This window comes from Campylobacter sp. BCW_6877 (assembly GCF_001762445.1).
Classification (GTDB): Bacteria; Campylobacterota; Campylobacteria; order Campylobacterales; family Campylobacteraceae; genus Campylobacter_D; species Campylobacter_D jejuni.
Genome location: NZ_MJWW01000059.1, coordinates 210,434 through 224,456, shown reverse-complemented (window position 1 = coordinate 224,456; position 14,023 = coordinate 210,434). Strand labels below are relative to the sequence as shown.

Below are 14,023 nucleotides of genomic sequence, written 5' to 3'. Positions count from 1 at the left end.
AAACGAAAAAGAAGACTTAAGCCAAGAACATACAGCTTTGGATACTGAGCCTAGTTTAGATGAGCTAGATGATAAAAATGATGAAGATTTAGAAATCAAAGAAGATGATAAAAATGAAGAAATAGAAAAGCAAGAATTATTAGACGATTCTAAAACAAATGCATTAGAAATGCAAGAAGAGCTTAGTGAATCTCAAGATGATAATGCAAACAAAGCTTTAGAAGTTCAAAATTTAGAAGATGAAAATTTAGAACAAGAAACAACTAAAGAACAGATTCAAGAAGACACTCAAACTGATTTAGATTTAACTTTAGAAGATGGCAAAAACGAAAAAGAAGACTTAAGCCAAGAACATACAGCTTTGGATACTGAGCCTAGTTTAGATGAACTAGATGATAAAAATGATGAAGATTTAGAAGATAACAAAGAATTACAAGCTAATATAAGCGACTTTGATGATCTTCCTGTGGTCGAAGAGCAAGAAAAAGAAATGGATTTTGATGATCTTCCTGAGGATGCTGAATTTTTAGGTCAAGCAAAAGATAATGAAGAATCAGAGGAAATTTTAGAGGAGTTTGCTCCTGTTGTGGAAGAAGATGTTCAAGATGAAATGGATGATTTTATTTCAAATTTGAGCACTCAAGATCAGATTAAAGAAGAACTAGCTCAACTTGATGAGCTTGATTATGGTATTGATAGTGATAATAGTAGCAAGGTTTTAGAAGATTTTAAAGATGAGCCAATTTTAAACGATAAAGAATTAGGAACAAATGAAGAGGAAGTGGTTGTGCCAAATTTAAATATAAGTGATTTTGATGCATTGAAAGAAAGTGATATACAAGAAGCTCTTGGAGAGGAAATTGTAGAAAAAAATGAAGAGTCTATAGTAAGTAATGCAACTAAAGATGATAATGGTGAAGAAATAGTTAATGAGCTTAGCCAAAGCATAGTAGGAGCGATCACTTCAAGTATTAAGGATGATACCTTAAAAGCTGCTCTTAAGGGTATGAATATGAACATAAATATAAACATTAGTTTTAAAGAGGATTAAAATTGCAAGGTTTTATTTTGTTGATTTCAGGTCCTAGTGGAGCTGGAAAATCAACTCTTTTAAAAAAACTTTTTGATGAATTTGAAGATGAGCTTTATTTTTCTATTTCTTCAACAACTCGCAAACCAAGAGAGGGCGAAAAAAATGGAATACATTATCATTTTATATCCCATGAAGAATTTCAAAAAGGTATAGATGGTGATCATTTTTTAGAATGGGCTAAGGTGCATGAAAATTTTTATGGCACTTCTTTAAAGCACACTCAAGATGCTTTAGATAATGGAAAAATAGTTGTTTTTGATATTGATGTGCAAGGATTTAAAATAGCCAGAAAAAAAATGGCTGATAAGATTGTTTCTGTTTTTATTACTACAAAAAATAAAGATGAGTTAAAAAAAAGACTTATTAAGCGAAATACTGATACAATAATACAACTAGAAAAAAGATTACAAAACGCTAGTGATGAAATGAAAGAGCTTAGTGAGTATGATTATCTTATCATTAACGATGAGTTAAGGCGAAGTTATGAAGCATTGCGAGCGATTTTAATTGCCCATAAATTTAGAACCAAAGGGCAGAATCTAGGACAAATTCAAAATATTTGGAATGAAGGAGAATAAAATGGGTGGTTGGTCAAGTCCAAGTCATTGGTTGATTATTTTATTGATTGTTGTATTGCTTTTTGGAGCAAAAAAAATTCCAGAACTTGCAAAGGGTTTAGGCAAAGGTATTAAAACTTTTAAAGATGAAATGAATAATGATGATGAAGTAGCAAAAAATACTCAAAAAATAGAAGAAAACAAAAACACAACTAATAATACAAATGCTGATGCAAGTATAGACGAAACAAAAAAAGCTTAAGGTTTAGTCTTTTGAAAAGTATTATTTTTAATGAAATTAAAAAGATTTTAGAGTGTGATTTTACACTTGAAAATCCAAAGGATAAAAATTTAGCACATTTTGCTACCCCTTTGGCTTTTTCACTGGCTAAGGAATTAAAAAAATCTCCTATGTTGATTGCTAGCGACTTAGCGAGCAAATTTCAAAATCATGATTGCTTTGAATCGGTTGAAGCTGTAAATGGGTATTTAAATTTTAGAATTTCCAAAACTTTTTTAAATGAACTTGCAAATCAAGCTTTAGCAAATCCAAATGATTTTACTAAAGGAGAAAAAAAACAAGAAAGTTTTTTGCTTGAATATGTGAGTGCAAATCCTACCGGACCTTTACACATAGGACATGCAAGAGGCGCTGTTTTTGGAGACACCTTAACAAGACTTGCAAGACATTTGGGCTATAAATTTGATACAGAATACTATGTCAATGATGCGGGTAATCAAATTTATTTACTAGGGCTTTCTATTTTACTAAGTGTGAAAGAAAATATACTTCATGAAAATGTTGAATATCCAGAGCAATATTACAAAGGCGAGTATATAGCAGATTTGGCAAAAGAAGCTTTTGAAAAATTTGGTAAAGAATTTTTTAGTGAAGAAAATATCCCTAGTTTAGCTGATTGGGCAAAAGATAAAATGCTTGTTTTGATTAAACAAAATTTAGAACAAGCAAAGATTAAAATTGACAGCTATGTAAGCGAGAGATCGTATTATGACGCTTTAAATGCAACTTTAGAATCTTTAAAAAAACATAAAGGAATTTACGAGCAAGAAGGTAAAATTTGGCTTGCTTCTTCGCAAAAAGGTGATGAAAAAGATAGGGTAATTATCCGTGAAGATGGACGCGGGACTTATTTGGCAGCAGATATTGTTTATCATAAGGATAAAATGAGTCGTGGTTATGGCAAGTGTATTAATATCTGGGGAGCAGATCATCATGGTTATATCCCTAGAATGAAAGCTGCGATGGAGTTTTTGGGATTTGACTCTAATAATCTTGAGATTATTTTAGCACAAATGGTTTCCTTGCTTAAAGATGGAGAGCCTTATAAAATGAGTAAAAGAGCAGGAAATTTTATCTTGATGAGCGATGTGATTGATGAAATAGGAAGTGATGCTTTGCGTTATATCTTTTTGAGTAAAAAGTGCGATACTCATTTGGAATTTGATATTAGTGATTTGCAAAAAGAAGATAGTTCTAATCCTGTGTATTATATCAACTACGCACACGCTAGAATTCATCAAGTGTTTGCTAAAGCTGGTAAAAAAATCGATGATGTAATGAGAGCTGATTTACAAAGTTTAAATCAAGATGGTGTAAATTTACTTTTTGAAGCTTTGAATTTAAAAGCTATTTTAAACGATGCTTTTGAGGCTAGAGCTTTGCAAAAAATTCCTGATTATCTTAAAAATTTAGCTGCAAATTTTCATAAATTCTACAATGAAAATAAAGTTGTAGGTTCTATAAATGAAAATGATTTGCTTAAATTATTTTCTTTAGTTGCTCTTAGTATTAAAACCGCATTTTCTTTAATGGGTATTGAAGCGAAAAACAAAATGGAACATTAAAACAGCATTTTGCTGTTTTAATAATTTAGTAAAAATACTGCTATTATTACGATAATGATGCCTAAAATTCCTATTTTGTTTAATTTTTCTTTATATAAAATCCATCCACCAAGACAAGTTCCTATGATGCCTATAGCACCCCAAGTTGAGTAAGCTATGCTTAAAGGAACGTATTTTAAAGAAAAAGAAAGTAGAAAAAAAGCAAGTATAGCATTGACAATCGCAGCCAAGCCCCAAATTTTATGCTTAAAACCATCTGATTTTTTTAGCAATAAATTTGCTATGATATCTAAGAATGCTGATAAAACAATGATAAAAATATACATTATTCTTTAACCTCGCCTATATTAATCATGATAATTCCAACGATAGAAAGAACAATGCCTAGAATTTGAGTTAAGGTTAAACTCTCTTTAAAAACTATAAAAGAAACTAAAAGTATAAGAATAATCCCTAAAAGTTCCCATACAGCATAGGCTATGCCTACTTGAATTTTTTTAATCGCTTTGCCCATAAAAAAATAAGAAAAAGCTATAAATAAAGCCATAAATATATAGCCTAAAATTTGATTTTCCATTTTTAAAAAACTAGTACCTAAAACTTCAAATACAATAGCAACAATCAAGAAAAACCAAGCAACAAAAAGTTCTTTTTTTGCGATATTCAAAAACTTCTCCTAAAATAAATGGTAAAATCATACCATTTAAAGCTTTAATTAGCCTTTTTAGTTTATACTTTTAAGTTTGAAAATCTTTAAAGAAAGTGAGAATTTATGGGACGAGCATTTGAATACCGAAGAGCTTCTAAAGAGGCTAGATGGGATAAAATGAGTAAGCTTTTTCCTAAGCTTGCTAAAGCCATACAAGTAGCTGCTAAAGAAGGTGGCACTGATCCTGATATGAATCCAAAATTAAGAAGTGCTATGGCTACAGCAAAAGCAAATAATATGCCAAAAGATAATATAGATGCGGCTATTAAGCGTGCGAGCGGAAAAGATAGCGCAGATATTAAAAACATTCATTATGAAGGAAAAGCTGCACATGGAGCTTTGGTTATAGTTGAATGTATGAGTGATAACCCTACACGCACCGTGGCTAATGTAAAAGCTATTTTTAGTAAAAATGGTGGAGAAGTTTTGCAAAATGGATCTTTAGGCTTTATGTTTACTAGAAAAGCGGTTTTTCATCTTGAAAAATTTGCAGGAGATTTAGAAGAATTAGAACTTGATTTGATCGATGCAGGGCTTGAAGAATTAGAACAAAATGAAGAAGAGTTGGTAATTAGCGGTGATTATACTGCTTTTGGTGAGCTAAGCTCTGCTATAGAAACTAAGGGTTTAGTTCTTAAAAAAGCAGGACTTGAGTATATACCAAACAATCCTGTAAGCTTTAGCGAAGAACAGCTTAGTGATATAGAAAAACTTTTAGATAAGTTAGAAGATGATGATGATGTTCAAGCTGTTTATACAAATATAGATTAAGGAGAAAATATGATAAAAACAATTGACACAAGCAAAGTAAATGAATACAAATTTGCTCTTATAGAAACTGAAAAAGGCACAATGAAGCTAAAACTTTTTGGTGATGAGGCTCCACAAACGGTTTGTAATTTTGCTACTTTGGCTAATGAAGGATTTTATAAAGATTTAAATTTTCATCGTGTGATCCCAAATTTTGTCATACAAGGGGGTTGTCCACACGGCAATGGTATAGGTGGGCCTGGATATGAAATCATTTGTGAATGTGATGATCAAGAACATAAACATGAGCGTGGAACCTTATCTATGGCGCATGCAGGACGCGATACGGGTGGATCCCAATTTTTCATTTGTCACAGCCCTCAAGCTCATTTAGATGGGGTTCATACTGTTTTTGGGCAAATTGATCCAAAAGATGAAGAAAGTTTGGAAGTTTTAGACTCTATACGCCAAGGAGATAAAATTCTAGATATAAAAATTTTGTAATTAAATTTAAATCTTATAATGTAAAGCTAGTCATAAAATTTGACTAGCTAAAAATAATTAACACATAATTTTTTTTAAAGCTTTTTTTTCTATAATTATAATTTTATTTCAGTGAAATGTAACAAAATTACAAGGAGTTATGATTATGAAAACTAAGTTTTCACTTATTTTAAGTGCTTGTCTTCTTTCATCTTCACTTTTTGCTAAAAATACAGATGATGAAATAACCAAGCTTCAAAAACAGCTTGCACAAATTCAAGCTGAACTTGCACAAATCAGAAAAGAAAGAGAAGCTCAAGCTAAGCAAAATGAAGCTGTAAAAGCTGAACTTGCTGATCTTAACGATAGAGCTGATGAAACAGAATTTCAAGCTGCTTTAAGCAAGGTTAAATTTGGACTTGAGTTTTCAACAGCGGTTTCAAATACAAACTATAAAGTTGGCGGACAAGATTATAGTGCTAACAACAAATGGATGAATGAGCTTCATTTAAATATGAATGCTGATATTAATGATAAAACCAAATTCTATGGTCGTTTATCTATGGCTAAAAACTGGTCTCAAATGGGTTGGAGTGGAAGTCCTTATGACTTAGATGCAGGAAGAAACACAAGATCAAGTGGGCCTGTGCTTTATGTAGATAGAGCTTATCTTGACTACTATATCACACCTGAGTGGATTGCAACCATAGGAAGACAGCCAGGAACCGATGGTCCAGGAAGTAATCTTAGAAACAATGCTTTAAGACAATCAACTTATCCAGCCTTAGCGATCAATGCTCTAGGTGATGCAGCAGTGATCACTTATAAGCCTGAAAGTTTGCAAGATCATAAGGTGGCTATCCGTGCAGCTTACGGTAAAACTTATCAATGGGATGAAGAAGGCAAGGTAAGAGACTGGATGAGCGATCAAAAAGATGCTGATGCAAATCTTTACTATGCTGCAGTAGAAGGAGAGCTTCCTATAGAAGGCATGGGAGATAATTTAATATTATTTAATATTGCATATTTAAGTGATTTTGCTTTGCCGCTTAACAATGGTCCAATTGCTTTACCACCTGTTGGTGGTGCCGGTACTACTACTATTCTTGATGATGATGGTGTGGTAAATTTAGGAGATTTAACTATAGCAAATCTTCATTTTGAAAATTATAAAGCTTTTGGAACGAATTTTAATTATTTTCTATCTTTAGGTTATTCTCACGGGAACAACAATCAATTAAGTTTGCCATTAAGCGCAATTCTTCAGAAGCAAGGTTATAATGGCAAGTTTAATGAAGAAGACGGCTATGCTGTGCATGTGGGCGGACGCTATGATTTTACCAAGGCTTTAAAAGTGGGGTATGAGTTCTTCTGGGGAAGTAGATACTGGTATACTATGAGCCGTCCAAGTATCAACGATCCACTTAATATAAGAATGACAAGAGGAACGGCTCACGATGTTTATGTGATTTATCAACTTGATAGATATCAATTCTTACGCTTAAGCTATACCAATATCCAAAATAAATGGGGTAATCGTGGCTTACCATTTGGTGGAGCGAAAAAAGATAAAGCAAGAGCTGATAATATCATGTTAATGTATAATGTAAAATTCTAAGGAGCAAAAGATGAGAAAAATACTTTTTGCAAGTTTATTACCTATCATTGCTTTGGCTGATTGTGCAAGTTTGATGGCAAAATACGAAGCTCCAGAGCCAGAGTCAAAAACAATGAAACAAGTTGAACGCTGGATTAATAAAAAAGTTAGCGATCCAGCTGATGCTGCTGTTTTAAAAGAGTGCATGATCGCTCGTGCAGCGGACAATCCAAATCAAGTTTCAGTTGCAGGTAAATAAAAAAAGCGGTGTAAAACCGCTTTTTACTGTTTAATCTTTTAAGCTACAATTTTTTAAAATTTTCTTCAAATAAGGCTAATATGCAAGAAATCATTTCTTTTATTGTTGAGACGGCTAGTGCTTGGGGGTATTTGGGTATTATTATCTTAATGACCTTAGAGAGTTGTTTTATACCTTTTCCAAGTGAAGTTGTTATGATACCTGCTGGATATTTGGCACATAAAGGAGAACTTGATATCACTCTTTGTATACTTAGTGGGACTTTAGGTTCTGTTTTAGGGGCTTTGATTAATTACTATATTTGCTTTTTTTGGGGTAAAAATTTTGTATTAAAATGGGGTAAGTGTTTTGGTATAAACGAAGCCAAATTTGCTAAATTTGAAGAATTTTTTAACAAACATGGAGAATTTTCAACCTTTACTTGTCGTCTTTTACCAGGAATTCGTCAGTACATCTCTATGCCTGCAGGTTTGGTAAAAATGAAACTTGTAAATTTTATACTTTTTACTGCACTTGGTAGTGCTATTTGGATGGCTATACTTGTATTTTTGGGTTATTATATAGGACAAAATGAAGAGTTGATTAAAACTTATTTAACTCAAATTTTAATCATTATAATTGTTTTTGTGATTTTAGCAAGTTTAATTTATATCAAAATCAAAAAGCCTTTTAAAAAGGCTTAAATTTTATCTTTTACGCTTTGTATAGCGTTTTTGATTTGTTGTTTTGAATTTTCTAATTTTATTTTTTCTTTTTCATTGAATTTTAATTCAAAAACCTTTTCTATACCATCTTTTCCTATGATAGCGGGCATTGAAAAAGCTATATCATCAAAAACCACACTTACAGGATGTAAACTTTTTCTATTTTCTAGGATGGCTTTGGCTAAATTTGTACAAGAAGTTCCTATGCCAAATTCTGTTCTTCCTTTGCGTTCATAGATGAAATATCCTTCGCTAATCACAGCTTTTTCGAGTTCTTGTATGTCTAAATCTTTGCCTAATTTTTGCTTATAAAAATCTAATAAATTTTGTCCTAAAACGCTTGCATTAGAAAGTGCTGCAAACTGAGAATCTCCATGTTCGCCAATCATACAAGCAAAAATATCTTTTGAATTTATGTTTAAATCTTTGGCTAAAAATTTCTTAAGTCTTGAACTATCTAAATTTGTTCCACTACCAAAAACATGATTTTTAGGTAATTGGCTTAATACTTGAGTGTAGTAAGTTATGGTGTCATTTGGATTTGTTGCGATAATGTATTTGCCTTTAAAATTAGCATTTTTTAAGGTTAAAACAATGTCTTTAAGTTCGAGGATATTGTTTTGAAGTTCTACTAAGCGACTAGGTAATTCTTTTAAACTTTCTTTTCTAAAAGCTAAAATGATAATATCACAAGAAGCTAAATTTTCTAAATTTAGTGTATGAAAAATTTTTGTATAAGAAAAATGAATGGCTGACATATCTTCCAAATCTCTTGCATGAGCTAGAGCTAAATCTTGTTTTATATCATATAAGTAAAGTTCTGAACAAATACCTTGAGTAACTATGCTATAAGCACTAGCAGCTCCTACATAACCTAAACCAACTATACCGATTTTTGCCATTTTTTCTCCTTATTTATTTTAAAATTTGCTATAATTATAACAAATTCAATCAAAGATTATTAAAATATGGAAAAACCTGATATACAAAGATTAACTAATTTTTTAATCATATATACTAAAACTTTACTAGGTGCTGGAACTTATACAGCTAGGGTGGCAAAATGCGTAGGAAGAATAGCCGAGGTTTATGGCTATGAGATAAATATCAATTTCTTTTTTCATCATATTACTTTAAATGTTGTAGATATGGATGATAACTCCATTCAAAGAACTTATGTCATACCCAATCATCATGCCCATGTTAATTTTAAACTTATTTTTGATTTAAGTGCTTTAAGCTGGGCTATATATGATCACAAATACGATCTTGAAAAAGCAAAAGTCGTTTTTGGGCAAATTTCTCAACAAAAAAAGCATTCTTATTTGCTTAATCTTTTATTTGTTTCTATGGCAAATTCGGCTTTTTGTAGGCTTTTTGGCGGTGATTTTGGCGCTGGAAATTTGGTGTTTTTTGCAACTTTCGTGGGATTGTTGTTAAGATATATTTTAACTAAAGCAAAGATTGATTTAAGAATTCAATACATCCTTTGTTCTTTTATCTCATCGTGGTTTGTATTTTTTGGACTGGATATGGGATATACCAATACTTCTGATGTGGCTTTGGGTTCTAGTATTTTATATCTTATACCAGGGGTATTTTTTATAAATTCTGTGATTGATATATTAAAAGATCATATTTTAATGGGGCTTAGTCGTATTATCAGCGTGGCTATTTTGATTTGTTGTATAGCACTTGGAATTTACATGACGCTTAGTATTTCGGATTTTGGGATTTTAAGATGATTGAATTTATTTTAAGAGATATGTTTTTTGCTGCTGTGGCGGGATTTGGCTTTGCTTATGCTTGCAATCCACCTTTAAAAACCCTTATTTTATCTGCTCTTTTAGCAGCAATTGCACATGGGCTTCGTTTTACCTTGGTGGAATATTTTCATTTTCAAACTTTAGCAATCGCAACTTTTGTTGCTTCATTTTGCATAGGATGTTTAGGAATTGTTCTAGCAAAAATCATTAAAACCCCTGCTGAAATTATCGCTTTTCCTGCTCTTATTCCTATGATACCTGGAATTTATGCTTATAAAGCGATTTTGTATCTTATTTCTTTTATACGCAGTGATGATTTGAAGGCTAAGTCTGAATTTTTGGTTCAATTTTTTGATTATTTTTTTACAACTGTTTCTGTGACTTTGGCTCTAGCTATAGGAGTGAGTGTTACTTTGCTTATATTTTTTGAACAAAGTTTTATGATGACTAGACATGCAAAAAAACATTAAAACTTGTTGTAAAATTGTTTAGTATTTCTTTTTATAATTTTAAATCAAAAATTTAAAAAAAGGCGGTATTGTATGTTATGTCCAGTTTGCAATGTGGATTTGGTTATGAGCGATAGGAGTGGAGTTGAGATTGATTATTGTCCAAAATGTCGTGGCGTTTGGCTTGATCGTGGAGAACTTGACAAAATCATAGAACGCAGTGTCCCTAATACAGCAAATTTTAACCAAGCTTCAAGACAAGAGTCAAGATATAATAACTCAGCTTATCATCAGCACAATGATTACTATAAAAAGAAAAAGAAAGAAAGTTGGTTAGGCGAACTTTTTGACTTTTAATTTTTATAAGAATAACAAATATTTATATTCTTTTTAGCTTAATATCTTAAAATGTCAAGCAAAAAGGATATAAAATGTATAAATTTTTATCACACGAGCCTTTAGCTAACAAATCTTGTAATCATAATCACGAAGAACATTCTCATGAACATCATCATTCCCATGCTGATGCAAGGAGTATGGATAAAAAGATTTTAAAAATTTCTCTTTTAATGACTTTTTCTATGATGCTTGTGCAATTTATTTATTCAATCCTTTCAAATTCTTTGGCACTTTTAAGCGATACTTTGCATATGTTTTCTGATGTTTTTGCCTTAGCTCTTAGTTTTTTAGCCATCATAGCTGTAGAAAAATGGCAAGATCATCAAAAGACCTTTGGGTACTTTCGTCTTGAAGTTTTAGTGGCTTTTGTCAATGCTTTAACCATTATTTTATCGGCTTTATTTATCATTTATGAGGCTATAGAAAAATTTATTAATCCAAAAGAAATTGACGCTAAAACCATGATAATTGTAGCTATTTTGGGCTTTTTGGTAAATGGGATTAATGCTTTGATGATGTTTAAGGGTGCAAATTTAGAAAATGTCAATATGAAGTCCGCTTTTTTACATATGATGAGTGATTTATTGGGTTCTTTAGTGGTTATTATAGGTGGAATAGCGGTGTATTTCAGTGGTATTGTTTATATAGATACGATTTTAGCTATTGTATTATCAATCTTGCTTTTAAGATGGGCAATTATCTTGCTTAAACAAAGCGCTAATGTCTTACTTGAAAGTTCTCCTGTGGATATAGAAAAAGTAAGACAAGTTTTGCTTTTAAATCCTAGTGTGGATGAGGTAGTGGATTTGCATATTACTCAAATCACCAATAAAATGCTAGTAGCTTCTATGCACTTAAAAGTGAAAGTTTACGATCTAAAGGAATTTGAAAAACTATCTCAGGATTTATCCCATAAATTACTACATGAATTTGAAATCGGGCACATTACCATACATCCTATAAGGAGTGAAAATGAAATTTAAAGTAAAAAATGTTAATTGTATGAATTGTGTAAATTTGATCAAAAATTCTCTTGAAGATGAATTTGGTAATATAGAAGTAGATTTGGAGCAAAAAATTTTAAGTTTAAATTTAGAAGAAAATCAAGTATCAAATTTTACAAAAGAATTTCAAGATTTAGGTTTTGAGATCATAGAGCGTTTATAATGGAAGAATTGCGTATAAAAATAGGTAAAATGACTTGCGTTAATTGTTCTAACGCTATAGAAAGAGCTTGTAAAAAAATTGATGGTGTTAAAGATGCTAGTGTTTCTTATGTGAATTCTAGCGGAGTTTTTTTACTTGAAGATCAAGAAAAACGCAAAGATATCATCGCAAAAATTAAAAATTTAGGCTTTGAAATTTTAGAAGATGAACAAAGCTTGAACGCATACAAGGCAAAAAAACACTTAGAATTAAGAAAAAATTTGCTTTTAAGTATAGTTTTGAGTGTGATTATTATGTATTTTGAAATGTTTGTTAAAAGTTCTTTTTCGCAAAATATCCAAATGGCTTTGAGTTTTTTTGGGATATTTTATTGCGGGAGAGACTTTTTTTCTCATGCTTTTTTAGGACTTAAAAGTAAAAATTTAGATATGAATACCCTTGTAGCTTTAGGGACTTTGAGTGCTTTTGTGTATTCTTTTTTAGTGTATTTGCAAATTTTTAAAGAAGAAGATTTGTATTTTAGTGGTGCAATGATGATTATTTCCTTTGTGCTTTTAGGAAAATATCTTGAAAGTAAAGCTAAATTTAAAGCACAAGATTATCAAAGAATTTTGGAAAATATAGATACAAAAAAGACAAAAATTTTGCTTGAAGATGAAAGTATTAAAGAAATTCCAAGTTCTTTTGTCAAAAGTGGCGATGTGCTTTTGGTAAAAGAAGGAGAAAGCATTGTTGCAGATGGAGTAGTGCTTTTAGGGAGCGCAGAGCTTGATATGAGTTTTTTAAATGGAGAGTTTTTGCCTGTTTTAAAAAAAGAAGGCGATGAAGTTCAAGCAGGAGCAGTAGTTTTAAATGGCGCTTTAAGGATCAAAGCAAACAAAAAGGCTATGGATAGTACTTTAGAACAAATCAAAAATCTAGTTTTTGAAGCAGGAAATATCAAAAGTCCTTTGGCAAATTTAGCAGATCAAATTTCTAAATACTTTGTAGGGGGTATAATATTTTTTGCTTTTTTAGTTTTTGTTTTTTGGGCGGTAAAAGCGGATTTAAATATAGCTTTTTTACACGCTTGTGCTGTGCTTTTGATTTCTTGTCCTTGTGCTTTAGGGCTTGCAACGCCTATAGCTTTGGTTGTGGCAAGTGCAAATGCGGCAAAAAATTTCATTCTTATTAAAAATCCTGCTGCTTTAGAAAAATTAGCCTTAGTTAAGTACGCTTTTTTTGATAAAACAGGTACATTAACAAAGGAAAATTTGAGTATTTTTAAGCACAATCTTTCTAAAGATGATTTTGATAAATTATGTCAAATTGAAAGTTTAAGCTCTCATCCTATAGCCAAGGCTTTGCATAAAGATCAAATTTTTGATTTAAAGGGCGAGGGAAGAGTGATTGTGGGTTCTGGTATAAAATACAAAGAAGATAATGATATTTATCTTGTAGGTAGTGCGGAGTTTTTGCACGAAAATGAAATTGACACAAAAGAAAGCGATATCTTTTTTGATTCTTTTAAAGAATATGTTAGGGTGTATTTTGCTAAGAATAAAAAGTGTTTAGGTGGTGTTTTGTTAAGCAATGCTTTAAAAGATGGGGCCAAAGAGCTTGTGTTAAATTTAAAAGGGCAAAATCTTAAAACTTTTATTTTAAGTGGTGATCATATAAAAAATGTAGAAAAAATAGCTAAAGAATTACAAATAGACGAATTTCATGCCCAACTTAAGAGTGAAGAAAAACTACAAATCATTCAAAAATTTAAAAAAACTCTTTTTGTAGGAGATGGGATCAATGATGCGGCGGCTTTATCTGCTGCAAGCGTGAGTATGAGTTTTTCAAAGGCAAATGAACTTGCAAAAAAAACAGGAGATTTTATCTTGATAAAAGATGATTTATCAGCGATTTTTAAATGTTTTAAACTTGCTAAAAAAACACGCAGGATTATTAAGCTAAATCTTTTTTGGGCTTTTATTTATAATGTACTTTGCATTCCTATCGCAGCAGGATTTGTACCTTTTATCACTTTAAGTCCTCATATAGCAGCACTTGCAATGTGTTTTAGTTCTGTTGCTGTGGTACTTAATTCTTTAAGGCTTAAAAGAATTTAAAAATTTAATTTTTATTAATAATATATTATTAAAATGGTATAAATGTAACAAAAATGTTTTTGCATAAGTAAAATGATTTGATTTTCAAAAATTATTATTTTGCTTATTGTTGCATCGTTAGCAGG

17 protein-coding genes and 1 pseudogene are annotated in these 14,023 nt (G+C 31.1%); 15 read left to right on the top strand and 3 right to left on the bottom strand.

Going from position 1 to position 14,023, the window contains the following annotated elements:
* The 4 genes and pseudogenes from AJ936_RS10625 to argS all read left to right on the top strand — a co-directional run.
* Nucleotides 1-1,051 (top strand): annotated as a pseudogene (locus tag AJ936_RS10625) (highly acidic protein); the annotation flags it as partial.
* Nucleotides 1,052-1,053: 2 nt separating this feature from the next.
* On the top strand, nucleotides 1,054-1,671 hold the full coding sequence (gene gmk, locus AJ936_RS08410; protein ID WP_070210295.1) for a guanylate kinase: 618 nt from the start codon (nucleotides 1,054-1,056) through the stop codon (nucleotides 1,669-1,671).
* Between the two features lies 1 nt (nucleotide 1,672).
* Entirely contained in the window at nucleotides 1,673-1,912 is a 240-nt protein-coding gene (locus AJ936_RS08405; RefSeq protein ID WP_002852866.1) for a twin-arginine translocase TatA/TatE family subunit, read from the top strand.
* An 11-nt stretch (nucleotides 1,913-1,923) separates the two neighbouring features.
* Nucleotides 1,924-3,516 carry an arginine--tRNA ligase gene (gene argS, locus AJ936_RS08400; RefSeq protein ID WP_002870472.1) on the top strand — a complete coding sequence of 531 codons (1,593 nt, stop codon included), beginning with the start codon at nucleotides 1,924-1,926 and terminating at the stop codon, nucleotides 3,514-3,516.
* A 17-nt stretch (nucleotides 3,517-3,533) separates the two neighbouring features.
* Here argS and AJ936_RS08395 read toward each other — a convergent pair whose 3' ends face one another.
* Together AJ936_RS08395 and AJ936_RS08390 are read right to left on the bottom strand one after the other, a co-directional pair.
* Nucleotides 3,534-3,842, bottom strand: a complete 309-nt coding sequence (locus AJ936_RS08395) for a multidrug efflux SMR transporter (protein ID WP_002861886.1) — start codon at nucleotides 3,840-3,842, stop codon at nucleotides 3,534-3,536.
* Nucleotides 3,842-4,183, bottom strand: a complete 342-nt coding sequence (locus tag AJ936_RS08390) for a multidrug efflux SMR transporter (protein ID WP_002861885.1) — start codon at nucleotides 4,181-4,183, stop codon at nucleotides 3,842-3,844. The genes AJ936_RS08395 and AJ936_RS08390 overlap by 1 nt, the downstream gene beginning before the upstream one ends.
* A gap of 105 nt (nucleotides 4,184-4,288) precedes the next feature.
* On the opposite strand from AJ936_RS08390, the gene AJ936_RS08385 reads away from it, so the two are divergent.
* The 5 genes from AJ936_RS08385 to AJ936_RS08365 all read left to right on the top strand — a co-directional run bounded on the left by AJ936_RS08385 (nucleotide 4,289) and on the right by AJ936_RS08365 (nucleotide 7,997).
* Nucleotides 4,289-4,996 carry a YebC/PmpR family DNA-binding transcriptional regulator gene (locus tag AJ936_RS08385; RefSeq protein ID WP_060667367.1) on the top strand — a complete coding sequence of 236 codons (708 nt, stop codon included), beginning with the start codon at nucleotides 4,289-4,291 and terminating at the stop codon, nucleotides 4,994-4,996.
* A gap of 9 nt (nucleotides 4,997-5,005) precedes the next feature.
* Entirely contained in the window at nucleotides 5,006-5,479 is a 474-nt protein-coding gene (locus tag AJ936_RS08380; protein WP_044780073.1) for a peptidylprolyl isomerase, read from the top strand.
* 145 nt (nucleotides 5,480-5,624) lie between these two features.
* Nucleotides 5,625-7,076, top strand: coding sequence for a DUF3373 family protein (locus AJ936_RS08375; protein ID WP_070274377.1), 1,452 nt, complete (start codon nucleotides 5,625-5,627; stop codon nucleotides 7,074-7,076).
* A 10-nt stretch (nucleotides 7,077-7,086) separates the two neighbouring features.
* Complete coding sequence (locus AJ936_RS08370; RefSeq protein WP_002822505.1) at nucleotides 7,087-7,314, top strand: hypothetical protein; 228 nt, start codon at nucleotides 7,087-7,089, stop codon at nucleotides 7,312-7,314.
* Between the two features lie 80 nt (nucleotides 7,315-7,394).
* On the top strand, nucleotides 7,395-7,997 hold the full coding sequence (locus tag AJ936_RS08365; RefSeq protein WP_002870476.1) for a DedA family protein: 603 nt from the start codon (nucleotides 7,395-7,397) through the stop codon (nucleotides 7,995-7,997).
* Here the strand turns inward: AJ936_RS08365 and AJ936_RS08360 are convergent.
* On the bottom strand, nucleotides 7,994-8,920 hold the full coding sequence (locus tag AJ936_RS08360; RefSeq protein ID WP_070274375.1) for an L-lactate dehydrogenase: 927 nt from the start codon (nucleotides 8,918-8,920) through the stop codon (nucleotides 7,994-7,996). The genes AJ936_RS08365 and AJ936_RS08360 overlap by 4 nt on opposite strands.
* Before the next feature lie 66 nt (nucleotides 8,921-8,986).
* Here AJ936_RS08360 and AJ936_RS08355 point away from each other — a divergent pair, with 66 nt between their 5' ends.
* The 6 genes from AJ936_RS08355 (at nucleotide 8,987) to copA (ending at nucleotide 13,898) form a co-directional block, all read left to right on the top strand.
* Nucleotides 8,987-9,763 (top strand): threonine/serine exporter ThrE family protein, encoded by a 777-nt coding sequence (locus AJ936_RS08355; RefSeq protein ID WP_002852826.1) that lies wholly within the window; start codon nucleotides 8,987-8,989, stop codon nucleotides 9,761-9,763.
* Nucleotides 9,760-10,254, top strand: a complete 495-nt coding sequence (locus AJ936_RS08350) for a threonine/serine exporter family protein (RefSeq protein ID WP_002831613.1) — start codon at nucleotides 9,760-9,762, stop codon at nucleotides 10,252-10,254. The genes AJ936_RS08355 and AJ936_RS08350 overlap by 4 nt, the downstream gene beginning before the upstream one ends.
* 72 nt (nucleotides 10,255-10,326) lie before the next feature.
* Nucleotides 10,327-10,590 (top strand): zf-TFIIB domain-containing protein, encoded by a 264-nt coding sequence (locus AJ936_RS08345; protein WP_002870479.1) that lies wholly within the window; start codon nucleotides 10,327-10,329, stop codon nucleotides 10,588-10,590.
* Between the two features lie 74 nt (nucleotides 10,591-10,664).
* Nucleotides 10,665-11,615 carry a CDF family cation-efflux transporter CzcD gene (czcD, locus tag AJ936_RS08340; RefSeq protein WP_044794139.1) on the top strand — a complete coding sequence of 317 codons (951 nt, stop codon included), beginning with the start codon at nucleotides 10,665-10,667 and terminating at the stop codon, nucleotides 11,613-11,615.
* Nucleotides 11,605-11,799 (top strand): heavy-metal-associated domain-containing protein, encoded by a 195-nt coding sequence (locus AJ936_RS08335; RefSeq protein ID WP_002870481.1) that lies wholly within the window; start codon nucleotides 11,605-11,607, stop codon nucleotides 11,797-11,799. Before czcD ends, AJ936_RS08335 begins: the two co-directional genes overlap by 11 nt.
* Nucleotides 11,799-13,898, top strand: a complete 2,100-nt coding sequence (gene copA / locus AJ936_RS08330; protein WP_070274373.1) for a copper-translocating P-type ATPase CopA — start codon at nucleotides 11,799-11,801, stop codon at nucleotides 13,896-13,898. The genes AJ936_RS08335 and copA overlap by 1 nt, the downstream gene beginning before the upstream one ends.
* Nucleotides 13,899-14,023: the final 125 nt, after the last annotated feature.